Below are 11,163 nucleotides of genomic sequence, written 5' to 3'. Positions count from 1 at the left end.
CCGTATGCGCGGGCATGGGTCGGATCACTACGCGGCGAGGGGCAAAGCGGACGTCTGCGCCCTTCCGGCCCGCACCGGGAGTCCCGCTGGCGGTCGCCGGGGTGCAGGATGGTGCCCACCCGAGCCCCGTCCCGAGGAGACCCCCGTGGGCGCACCCCCCACCCGCCCCGCCGACCGCGCGTTGGCCCGGCCCCGTCGTCGGCTGGCCGCCGCCGCGGCGGCGCTCGCCGCACTCGTCGCCGTCGGCGCCGGCACCCTGCTCGACCTGCGCACCCCCGCGCCGCGCCCGGCCGACGCGCCGCCGGGCGAGTTCAGCGCCGCCCGGGCGTACGAGCACGTCGAGGTCGTCGCCGCGCGGACGCACGTGGCGGGCAGCCCGGCGAACGACCAGGTACGCGCGCACGTCGAGGGGGTGCTGCGCGGCCTCGGCCTGGAGACCGAGGTGCAGGACACCGTCGCGCCCGAGGCCGGCCAGCTCAGCGGGGCGGCCGGCGGGGCCACCCTGGCCCGGGTCCGCAACGTGGTGGCCCGGCTGCCCGGCACCGACCCCACCGGCAAGGTCTTCCTCGTCGCGCACTACGACTCGGTGCAGTCCGGGCCGGGCGGCAACGACGACGCCGCCGGCACCTCGACCATCCTGGAGGTGGCCCGCGCGCTGGCCGCCGGCCCCCGGCCGCGCAACGACATCGTCTTCGTGCTCACCGACGCCGAGGAGGCGTGCCTGTGCGGGGCGGCGGCGTTCGCGTCCGGCCACCCGCTGGCCGCCGACGGCGGCGTGGTGCTCAACCTGGAGGCGCGCGGCTCCACCGGCCCGGTGATCATGTTCGAGACGTCGCGGGACAACGCCGCCCTGGTGGACGCCTTCGGCCGGGCCGCGCCGCACCCCGTGGGCACCTCGTTCGCCGTGGAGACCTACCGCGCGCTGCCCAACGACACGGACTTCACCGCGTTCCTCGACAACGACTTCGTCGGGCTGAACTCGGCGTACATCGACGGCGGGGCGATCTACCACACCCCGCTGGACACCCCCGCCGCCATGGACCGGGCCAGCCTCCAGCACCACGGCGACAACGCCCTCGGCCTCGCCCGCGAGTTCGGCCGGGTCGACCTGACCGCGCTGGACTCCGGGCACGACGCCACCTACTTCCCCGTCCCGGGCGGGCTGGTCCGCTACCCCGGCTGGCTGGTCCTGCCCCTGGCGCTGCTCGCGCTCGTCGCCGTGGTGGCCCTCGGCTGGCTCACCCTGCGGCGGGGCCGCGCCACCGGAGGCCGGCTCGCCGCCGGGTTCGGGCTGGCGCTGCTGCCGCTCGTGCTCGCCCCGCTCGCCGCGCAGCTGCTCTGGGCGGCGGTCACCGCGCTCCGGCCCGGCTACGCCGAGCTGCTCGACCCGTACCGGCCGACCTGGTACCGGCTGGCCGTGGTGGCGCTCGCCGCCGCCGTCCTGTTCACCTGGTACGCGCTCGCCCGTCGCCGGGTCGGCCCGGCCGCGCTCGCCATCGGCGGGCTGGGCTGGCTGGCCGTGCTCGGGGTGCTGCTCGCCGTGCTGGTGCCCGGCGGGGCGTACCTCGTCACCCTCCCGGCCCTGGCCGGCGCGGTGGCCGGGCTGGTCGCGCTGAGCGTGCGGATCGACGGTCCGTGGCCGGTGGCCGCGTCGACCCTGGCCGCCGCGGTGGCCGTGGTGATCCTGCTGCCCACCGTCGTCCTGCTCTTCCCGGCGCTCGGCATGGCGATGGGTGGGGTCGCGGCGCTGGTCGCGGTGCTGCTCGGCCTCGCCGCGCTGCCGGTGGTCGACCTGCTGCACCCGCAGGCCGGCGGGCAGCGCGGGCTCGTCGCCGTGCGCGCGCGCCGGCTCGGCGCGCTGCCGGCCGCCGCCACCGCGCTGGCGGCCGTGGTCCTCGCCGGGGTCGGGTTCGCCGTCGACCGCTTCGACGCCGCGCACCCCGCGCCCACCCACCTGATGTACGCCCTCGACGCCGGCACCGGCCAGGCCCGCTGGCTCAGCCACGAGGAGGACCCCCAGCCCTGGACCGACGGCTACGTCGACGGGGTGACCGAGATCGCCGACTTCCCCGGCCTGGGCGACGCCGAGCTGCGCGCCGGCCCGGCGCAGGCGGCGGACCTGCCCGCCCCCAAGCTGGAGGTGCTCGCCGACACCACCGCCGGCACCGAGCGCACCCTGCGCCTGCGGGTCGTCCCGCAACGCCAGGTCCGGCTGACCACCCTGCACGTGGACGCGGCGACGGCGACGGTGCTGCGGGCGGAGGTGGCCGGTCGCGCGGTGCCGGTGGAGGCCCGGGAGGGCCGCTGGGGCTTCGGCCTGATCTTCCACGCCCCGCCGCCGGAGGGGATCGAGGTGACGCTGACCGTCGCGCCGAAGGCGGGGCAGGTGGCGCTGCGCGCGATGGACGCCAGCGACGGCCTGGACGCCCTGCCCGGCTTCCGGCCGCGCCCGCCGGACGTGGGGATCGTGGGCTCGCACAGCTCGGAGATGCTGGCCGTGGCCCGCACCTATCCGCTGTAGGTGGCCGACGGCTCCGCTCCGGGGCAGGCGGCGGGTGTGGCTCGGGGAACGGTCGTTGCCGAGCCACACCCGCCGCCTGTCAGTTGACCAGCTCAGCCGCGGGTGACCGTGACCTCGGCGGTGAAGGCACCGCTGCCGTTGCCCGGCGCGTCGTCGTTGATCCGCAGGTACAGCGTGCTGCCGGAGCCGTAGTAGGTGAACGTCGTGCCGGTCCCGGCGTAACGGTAGTTTCCGTTGGTCTTGGCCAGCAGCGAGTAGGCGCGGGCGTTCGTCATCGGGAACTTCGAGTCGCCGGCCATGTTCGTCCAGCCCTGTGGCCCGTTCTGCCCGGTGAGCCACACTCCGGACCAGATCGACCCGTAGGCGCTGATCTGGACCCGGTCGCCGTACTGCAACCAGCAGCCGGAGTTGACGTCGTACGACGCCTCCTCGACCTGCTTGGTCTCCTCGCAGACGATGGTGCTGGTGGCCGCCGCCTGTGCCGGCGTCACACCGACCAGCGCGCTGCCCGCCACGGCCGCCGCCACCGCCAGCCGGGCCGATACCGTCTCGAACCTCATGTCGTCCCCCTCAAATGGTTGCCGTTACGGAGATCAACACTAGGAATCCGGACGTCACGGCGCCTCAGTGCGAGCACGTAATTGATGTCGGCCAGGGGTCAGTCCGGTCAGTCCGCCAAGAAGGTCAGCACCGCGAGTACCCGCCGGTGGGTGTCCGGCTCGTCGGCCAGCCCGAGTTTGGCGAAGATGCTGCGTACATGGGTCTCCACAGTGCGCTCGGAGAGGTGCAGGTCCGCGGAGATACCCCGATTGGCCCGACCTGCCGCCATCCGGGCCAGGATCTCCCGCTCACGCGGCGACAACATGCCGACGCCACCTGACACACGAGGGCGGCGCAACAGCCGCTCGACCACGATCGGGTCGATCGCCGTGCCTGCCGCCGCGACTTCGCGCACGTCCCGAAGGAAGCCGGCGACATCGGTGATCCTGTCCTTGAGCAGATAGCCGACGCCGCCGCCGGGCTTCTGGAGCAGGGCCAGAGCCTCCCGGTGCTCCAGGTGCTGGGACAGCAACAGCACGGCGACACCGGGGTGACGACGGCGTACGGCCAGCGCTGCGCGGACGCCTTCCACGGTGAAACTTGGCGGCATGCGGATGTCGACGATCGCGATGTCCGGCTGATGCTGGGCGACAGCCGCCAGCAACTGCTCGCCGTCGCCGACCTCAGCCGCGACGGTGATGCCGTGCCGCTGAAGCAACAGCGCCAGGCCGCTGCGCAGCAGTACGGAGTCGTCGGCCAGAACCGCCCGCACACCACCGTCCCGAGCGGCGACCGATGAGGCACGGATCATGACGCCGCGAGGGGCAGGACGGCGCGTACCGCCGTGCCACGCCCCCGGGCGCTCGACACCCGCAGGGTCCCGCCGCACGACTCGACACGCTCCCGCAGGCCGTGCAGCCCGCCACCCGGCACCGCGAGCGCGCCGCCGATCCCGTCGTCGTGGACGGTGACCTCGACCCGGCCCCCGCTGGCGGCGAGCGTGACGGACACCCGGCCCGCCCGGGCGTGCTTCTGACTGTTCGTGACCGCCTCCATGGTGACGAAGTAGGCGGCGACCGCGACCGGTTCGGGCAGCGTGAGGTGGCTGACCCGATCGTCGACCAGGACCGGGACCGCGGCCCGCTCGGCGATGGCGGCCACCGCCCCGGACAGGCCGTGGCACACCAGGGCCGCCGGGTTCATGCCCCGGACGAGATCGCGCAGATCGGCGATCGCCTGCTCGACCTCCGACGCGCCGCGCGCGACCAGCGCGGGATCGTCCTGCCGCAGCATCATGGCGGCGGCGAGCAGCCGCTGTTGCACTCCGTCGTGCACGTCACGCTCCACCCTGCGGCGCTCCCGATCGCGAGCCCGGCGCAGGTGGCGGCGCTCGACGCGGTGCATGCTGAGCGCGGCCCCGACCGGGATAAGCGCCGCACCGAGGGCGTAGAGGGCGGTCGGCCAGTGCCCGGAGCCGTAGGTGACAGTGCTCAGCATCGCCGTACACAGGCCGTTGACTGCCAACGCGGCCCAGAACGGGGCGTACACGTGCCGTTCGGCGCGGTCGGCCTGGCGATACCGCACGATGAACAACCCGGCGAGGAACACGCCGACCAGCGGATAGGACACCGCCCGCAGGTGCAGCAGGAGACCGGTGCTCAGCGTCCCGGCCACCATGGCCCCGGCGACGATCACCGGCCAGTACGCGTAGCCGGCCGCGGCGACGAGCCGCTCCCAGCGTTCCCGCAGCCGGCCCGACGACACGACGAGACCGGCGTGCAGGTGCATCGGGTCGTGCACGATGCTCAGCATCATGCCGGCGGCGAACAGGGAAGGCAGGCTGACGCGACCCCAGGCGTCCAGCAGCCACACCAGGCCACATGCCACCAGCAGCAGCCCGAGGCGGTTGTCGGGGCGCTCCCGCCACAGCCACAGTCCCACCTCGACGTGCAGGACCCCGGTAACGGCGAGACACGCCAGCTCCCAGGGATCCGTCCAGTACAGCGCCAGCAGCGGTCCGCACAGCAGCGTCGCGGTCGCGACGCGGAGCGGCCACCGTAGAAGTTCCATGGATCATGATGTTGCCGCGTGGTCGCAAGCATCGGTGAACGTCCGTCGGTAGCCCGACTCACGGCGATCGGCTGGTCGGCTTCCCCGGCGTTCTCGACACACCGGGGCAGCGCCCTGGCCTCTGGCGGCTGAACATCGTCGGCGACGCGCAGCGCGACGACTACGGCCGATTCGCCATCGAGCTGTGTACGGGGGAAATCCACACCCGAGGCGGCACCTGGGCTCTTCCGGCTACTTCCAACGGAAGTGGACGAAGAGGCGGCCGAAGTTCTTCGAGTCCTTCTCGACGCGGTGGTAGAGCTGCTTGACGTCCTTCTGGTCGAGGAAGCGCAGCACCCGCTTCTTGAGCTGGCCAGAGCCCTTGCCGGGGATGATCTCGACGAGGGTGGCCTTCTTCGCCACCGCCTCGTCCATGATCCCGCGCAGGGCCCGGTCGATGTCCTGGCCCTTGTTGAAGATGTCGTGCAGGTCCAGCTTCAGCTTCATCGCGCACCCGCCGGCAGCTCACGTCCCATGACGCCGATGGTAGGCGCCCCGCGGCGTCCACCGCGACGCCCGGCGATCAGGACGGTATGGACGTTACCCGGCAGTTTTATGGTCCATGGCGTCCTGATCACCCCGGCGCTTGGCGTTGCGCGTTCCGTGCTGACGACGCGGGCGGGGCAGCTCTGCCGAGCTGCCCCGCCCCTGTGCGCCCGCTCTGTCAGCGGCCGCCCTCGACCCGGGCCTGCACCCGGTCCAGGGCGACGCGGTAGTCGTCGTTGCCGCTGTGCATGGCCGCCGCGATGCGCAGGTGCCGCAGCGCGTCGGCGTGCCGGTTGAGCCGCTCCAGCGTGCGGCCCAGCACGTGGTGGGCGTAGTGGTCGGCGGGGTCCCGGTCGATCAGCTCCCGCAGCTGCGCCTCGGCCCGGTTGAGCTGGGCCGACTGGAAGTACGCACGGGCGAGCAGCTGGCGTACCGAGGCGTTGCCGGGCTCGGCCGCCACGATCGGTTCGAGCAGCCGGGCCGCCCCGGTCGGGTCACCGGCCTCGAAGAACATGGTCGCCCGCCGGTACTCGGCCAGAAGGTCCATCCGACCCACCCCCTCGTGTCGCGCCACTGTCCCGACGCTGGCACAACATCCGCCGTACCGCGACTGTTCCCGGCCGGGAATCGCGCGGGCGGGGGTCAGGTGGAGGCGCCGTGCCGGCCGGCGGCCAGCTCCCAGGCGCGGACGCCGCCGACGATGCCGGCGGTGTTGGGCACCACCACCACGTCGTCGCCCATCCGGGCGAGCTGCTCGGGGCGGATCAGCCGGGAGTTGCCGCCGCCCAGGTAGAGCCGGTCCCAGCGGAACACCGGGCGCAGCCCGTCCACGACCTGCCGGATCCGGCGGGACCAGAACGCGTCCCCGAGCCGGCGCCGCTCCGGCTCCCCCACGTACGTGTCGTAGGTGGTGTTCCAGCGCACCGGGGCGTGGGACAGCTCCAGGTGCGGGGCGAGCATCCCGCCGTCGAAGAGCGCGCTGCCCAGCCCGGTGCCGAGGGTCAGCACCAGCTCGCAGCCGGTCCCGGCGACCACCCCGGCCCCGTGCACCTCGGCGTCGTTGAGCACCAGTGCCGGCACCCCGAATGCCTCGGCGAGCGCCGTCCGCGCGTCGTACCCGGACCACTGGGCGACCAGCCCCGGGTCGACCTTCGAGCGCGGGCCGGAGCGGGTCACGTAGTGCGGGGTGGCGACCACCACCCCGTGCCGGATCATGCCCGGCAGGCCGACGGTGAGCCGGTCCGCCGTGGGCAGCCGGCCGGCCAGGTCCAGCAGCGTCTTCACGAAGAGCGCCGGCGGCAGGGGGTACGGCGTGGGTACCCGCAGCGGCTGCGCGCGCATCGTGCCCGCCTCGTCCAGCACCGATGCCTTGATCCCGCCGCCGCCACAGTCGATCGCCAGAGTGGTCACCACCCGAGCAGTGTGCCGCGCGCCTGCCGGGGCGGGGAGCAAGGGTGGGCGATCGGGGCGGGATAGGGTCGGGCACTGATGAGCGCGACGATGATCGTCAAGGGGCTGGCCGCGGGGCACGGGGACCGGGCGCTGTTCGCCGGGCTGGACCTGGTGGTCGCGCCGGGGGACGTGGTGGGGCTGGTCGGGCCGAACGGGGCGGGCAAGTCGACGCTGCTGCGTACCCTCGCCGGGTTGTTGCCGGTCGAGGCCGGCAGCGTGACGCTCAGCCCGCCCACGGCGAGCGTCGGGCACCTGCCGCAGGAGCCCGAGCGGCGGCCCGGCGAGACCGTGCGGGACTTCCTGGCCCGGCGCACCGGGGTCACCGCCGCGCAGGCCGCGCTGGACGCGGCGACGGTCGCGCTCACCGACGGTGCGCCCGGCGCCGACGACGCCTACGCCGAGTCCCTGGAGCGCTGGCTCGCCCTCGGCGGGGCGGACCTGGAGGAACGGGCCGAGCAGGTGGCCGCCGAGCTGGGCCTCACGGTCGACCTGGAGCACCCGATGACCGGCCTCTCGGGCGGTCAGGCGGCCCGGGCCGGGCTGGCCTCGCTGCTGCTCAGCCGCTACGACGTCTTCCTGCTCGACGAGCCGACCAACGACCTGGACCTGGCCGGCCTGGAGCGGCTGGAGGAGTTCGTCACCGGGCTGCGCGCCGGCACGGTGCTGGTCAGCCACGACCGGGAGTTCCTCGCCCGCACGGTCACCCGCGTGCTGGAGCTGGACCTGCACCAGCAGCAGATCCGGCACTACGGCGGCGGCTACGCGGGCTACCTGGAGGAACGCGAGGTGGCCCGCCGGCACGCCCGCGAGGACTACGAGGAGTACGCCGACACCCGGGCCGGCCTGGAGGCACGCGCCCGCACCCAGCGGGCCTGGATGGAGAAGGGCGTGAAGAACGCCCGCCGCAAGGCCACCGACAACGACAAGATCGGCCGCAAGTTCCGCGCGGAGGCGACCGAGAAGCAGGCGGCCAAGGCCAAGCAGACCGAGCGGCTGATCGAGCGGCTGGAAGTGGTCGAGGAGCCGCGCAAGGAGTGGGAGCTGCGGATGGAGATCGCCGCCGCGCCCCGCGCCGGCGCCGTCGTGGCCTCGCTGCGCGACGCCGTCGTACGCCGGGGCGACTTCACCCTCGGCCCGGTGACCCTCCAGATCGACTGGGCCGACAAGGTGGCGGTGACCGGGGCGAACGGCTCCGGAAAGTCCACCCTGCTCGCCGCCCTGCTGGGCCGGCTCCCCCTCGACTCCGGGCACGCCGCGCTCGGCCCCGGCGTGGTGGTCGGCGAGGTGGACCAGGCCCGGGGACTCTTCCTCGGCGACGTGCCGCTGATCGACGCGTTCGGCGCCGCCGTACCGCAGCTGTCGCCGGCGGACGCGCGGACGCTGCTGGCCAAGTTCGGCCTGCGCGCGGGGCACGTGCTGCGGCCGGCGGCGACCCTGTCGCCGGGCGAGCGGACCCGGGCGGCGCTGGCGCTGCTCCAGGGGCGCGGGGTGAACCTGCTGGTGCTGGACGAGCCGACGAACCACCTGGACCTGCCCGCCATCGAGCAGTTGGAATCGGCGCTGGCCAGCTACCCGGGCACGCTGCTGCTGGTCACCCACGACCGGCGGATGCTCGACGCCGTGACCACCAACCGGCGGCTGCGGGTGGCCGCCGGACGGATCGCCGAGGATTGATCCGTGCCGACCCGCTCGCGGCGGGTGAGAATGACTCCATGCTCAAGTGGGAGTACGCGCTGCTGGTCCGCCGCCGCCAGGCGGCCACCACCGACATCGGCTGGGAGATCGTCTTCGTCTGGTACGGCCCGGATGGCTCCATGGTCGACGTGACGGCCTACGGCGACACCGCGCTGGCCCACCTCAACCGGGCCGGTGACCAGGGCTGGGAGCTGGTCGCGATGAGCGAGGACCCGTCCCTGCCCGGCAACAGCGAGCTGCACCGCTACCACCTCAAGCGGCCCAAGCCGGCCGCCCCGCCGCCCCGGCAGCGGATCCGCGGCGGCGGACGCCCCCGGCGGACGATCGGCGGCTGACCGGCCGCACTGCTCAGGGCGTCCGGGGCATAACGGGCGGGGATCCGGGTAACGGCCGGCGGGAGGTGGCCCGGATGGTCGCGCTGGCACAGAACCCGCCCTCGGCCGAGCGGCTGCGGGCGGTCGACGGATTCCTCGCCGAGGCGTGGGTCGACCAGGCCCGGCACGACGACCGGCTGCGCGACCTCGCGGTCGAGGTGCGCTTCGACCGGGGGGTGGCCCATCTCAGCGGGGAGGTCGCCCGGCAGGACGAGTTGCGCCTGGTCCGGGACCGGGTCGGCCGCCTAGCCGGGGTGCTGGGCGTCTGGTGCCGGGTGCGCGTCGGCGGGCGCGACCCGGTGGTGGTCGACCTGGGCTGCGGCGCCACCAAGCAGTGGCCGGGCAACCTGGGGCTGGACCTCTTCCCGGCCCCCGGGGTGGACGCGGTGGCGGACCTCTCCGGCTCGCTGCCGCTGGCCGACGACTCGGTGGACGTCTTCTTCGCGGTGCACATCCTGGAGCACCTGATCGACTTCCTGCCGCTGGTCGACGAGTGCCACCGGGCGCTCCGGCCGGGCGGCGTACTGCACGTGATGAGCCCGTGGTGGCGGCACGTGAACGCCGTCGCCGACCCGACCCACGTCCGGCTGCTCGACGTGCAGACGGTCAAGGGCATCTGCCTGCAACGCCCGCCGGGCACCCCGCGCTGGTATCCGCTGCACGTCGGCTGCGACGGCGCCTCGATCTTCGCCGACCTCACCCCGCTGCCCCCGGACGCCGACGGCCCCACCCCCGCCCACCTGTCCCGTTTCTTCGACTGACCCCGACCCACCCTCCCCACCTGCCCGCCGGCCTGTCCGCCGGCCCGCCTGTCCGCCTGCCCGCCTGCCCGCCTGCCCGCCTGCCCGCGTCGATCATGAGGTTGGCGGCGGTTCTGGAGATCAAGACCGCCGTCAACCTCATGATCGACGCGGAGAAAGCGGGGCGGAGGCGGGGAGGGGAGGGGCGGGGCGGGGGCCGGGGGGTCAGCGGCCCAGGGTGCTTTCGCGGGGGGTCAGGCGCCAGGGGGCGGAGAGTTCCCTCGGCGGGGCGGTGCGGTCGCCGTCGATGCGGCCGGCGAGCAGTTCCACCGCCAGCCGGGCGATGCGCTCCTTGTCCGGCGCGATGGTGCTCAGGGTGGGCACGGAGAAGCGGCCGTCCTCGATGTCGTCGAAACCGGCCACCGCCACGTCCTCGGGGACCCGCAGGCCCGCCTCGTGCAGGGCGCGCAGGACGCCCAGGGCGAGGGTGTCGTTGAAGCAGAAGACCGCGTCGGGACGTACGCCGGAGGTCAGCAGGCCGCGCATCGCGGCGGCGCCGTCCGCGCGGTGCCAGGCCGTCGCGGGCGCCACCAGCCGCTCGTCGTACGCGAGGCCGGCGTCAGCGAGCGCGGCGGTGTAGCCAGCGAGCCGGAGCCGGGCGCTGGCCCCCTCGGGGGTGCGCTGCGAGCCGATGGCGGCGATCCGGCGGCGACCGAGACCGGCCAGGTGGGCGGTGATCTCCCGGGCGGCCCTCACGTTGTCGATCCCGACGTGGTCGGCGGGACCGTGGTCGACCCGCTCGCCGAGCAGCACCATCGGGGTGCCCGCCAGGCCGGTGAGGTCCTCGGCGGTGAGCGCCAGCGGGCTGAAGATCAGCCCGTCGATCAGGTGCTCGGTGATGCCGGACGCGACCACCCGCTCCTGCTCCCGGCCGCCGCCGGTCTGGTCGATCAGCACCGTCCAGCCCAGCTCGGCCGCGGCAGTGACGACGTGCCGGGCCAGCTCGGCGAAGTAGGGGATGTCCAGCTCGGGGACCGCGAACGCGATGACCCCCGTGCGCCCCTTGCGGAGGTTGCGCGCGGAGAGGTTGGGCCGGTAGTTCAGCTCGGCGATGGCCTCCTCGACCCGGGCCCGGGTGTCGGGCCGGACGTGCACGTAGCCGTTGACCACGTTGGAGACGGTCTTCACCGACACGCCGGCCCGCTCCGCCACGTCCTTGAGCCTGTGCCGCACCACGTCGCCCTCC

Annotated in this window: 10 protein-coding genes and 1 pseudogene; 4 read left to right on the top strand and 7 right to left on the bottom strand. The window is 74.2% G+C overall.

Annotated features, from left to right (window positions below; genetic code table 11):
* Positions 1-145 precede the first annotated feature (145 nt).
* Positions 146-2,521, top strand: coding sequence for a M28 family peptidase (locus ACLQ22_RS04930; RefSeq protein ID WP_425691251.1), 2,376 nt, complete (start codon positions 146-148; stop codon positions 2,519-2,521).
* A 92-nt stretch (positions 2,522-2,613) separates the two neighbouring features.
* Here ACLQ22_RS04930 and ACLQ22_RS04925 read toward each other — a convergent pair whose 3' ends face one another.
* From ACLQ22_RS04925 to ACLQ22_RS04900, 6 genes are all read right to left on the bottom strand, one after another.
* A complete protein-coding gene (locus ACLQ22_RS04925) occupies positions 2,614-3,081 on the bottom strand; it encodes a hypothetical protein (protein WP_425691250.1) in 468 nt (155 codons plus the stop codon).
* 107 nt (positions 3,082-3,188) lie between these two features.
* Complete coding sequence (locus ACLQ22_RS04920) at positions 3,189-3,833, bottom strand: LuxR C-terminal-related transcriptional regulator (RefSeq protein WP_425691249.1); 645 nt, start codon at positions 3,831-3,833, stop codon at positions 3,189-3,191.
* Between the two features lie 35 nt (positions 3,834-3,868).
* Positions 3,869-5,131: a sensor histidine kinase gene (locus ACLQ22_RS04915; RefSeq protein WP_425691248.1), complete on the bottom strand. Its 1,263-nt coding sequence runs from the start codon at positions 5,129-5,131 to the stop codon at positions 3,869-3,871.
* A gap of 231 nt (positions 5,132-5,362) precedes the next feature.
* Entirely contained in the window at positions 5,363-5,617 is a 255-nt protein-coding gene (locus tag ACLQ22_RS04910; RefSeq protein ID WP_088987488.1) for a Smr/MutS family protein, read from the bottom strand.
* Positions 5,618-5,834: 217 nt separating this feature from the next.
* Entirely contained in the window at positions 5,835-6,203 is a 369-nt protein-coding gene (locus ACLQ22_RS04905) for a tetratricopeptide repeat protein (protein WP_121399958.1), read from the bottom strand.
* 95 nt (positions 6,204-6,298) lie between these two features.
* Positions 6,299-7,069 carry an ROK family protein gene (locus tag ACLQ22_RS04900; RefSeq protein ID WP_425691247.1) on the bottom strand — a complete coding sequence of 257 codons (771 nt, stop codon included), beginning with the start codon at positions 7,067-7,069 and terminating at the stop codon, positions 6,299-6,301.
* Positions 7,070-7,144: 75 nt separating this feature from the next.
* On the opposite strand from ACLQ22_RS04900, the gene ACLQ22_RS04895 reads away from it, so the two are divergent.
* The 3 genes and pseudogenes from ACLQ22_RS04895 (at position 7,145) to ACLQ22_RS04885 (ending at position 9,938) form a co-directional block, all read left to right on the top strand.
* Positions 7,145-8,782: an ABC-F family ATP-binding cassette domain-containing protein gene (locus tag ACLQ22_RS04895; RefSeq protein ID WP_425691246.1), complete on the top strand. Its 1,638-nt coding sequence runs from the start codon at positions 7,145-7,147 to the stop codon at positions 8,780-8,782.
* Between the two features lie 38 nt (positions 8,783-8,820).
* A pseudogene (locus tag ACLQ22_RS04890) lies at positions 8,821-9,066 on the top strand (hypothetical protein); the annotation flags it as partial.
* 146 nt (positions 9,067-9,212) lie between these two features.
* Complete coding sequence (locus ACLQ22_RS04885; RefSeq protein WP_425691245.1) at positions 9,213-9,938, top strand: methyltransferase domain-containing protein; 726 nt, start codon at positions 9,213-9,215, stop codon at positions 9,936-9,938.
* Between the two features lie 204 nt (positions 9,939-10,142).
* Here the strand turns inward: ACLQ22_RS04885 and ACLQ22_RS04880 are convergent, their stop codons facing one another.
* On the bottom strand, positions 10,143-11,150 hold the full coding sequence (locus ACLQ22_RS04880; RefSeq protein WP_425691473.1) for a LacI family DNA-binding transcriptional regulator: 1,008 nt from the start codon (positions 11,148-11,150) through the stop codon (positions 10,143-10,145).
* Positions 11,151-11,163: the final 13 nt, after the last annotated feature.

The sequence above is a fragment of the Micromonospora sp. DT178 genome (genome assembly GCF_049841695.1).
Classification (GTDB): Bacteria; Actinomycetota; Actinomycetes; order Mycobacteriales; family Micromonosporaceae; genus Micromonospora.
The sequence above is the reverse complement of the archived record's forward strand: the minus strand, read 5'-3'. Positions and strand labels throughout refer to the sequence as shown.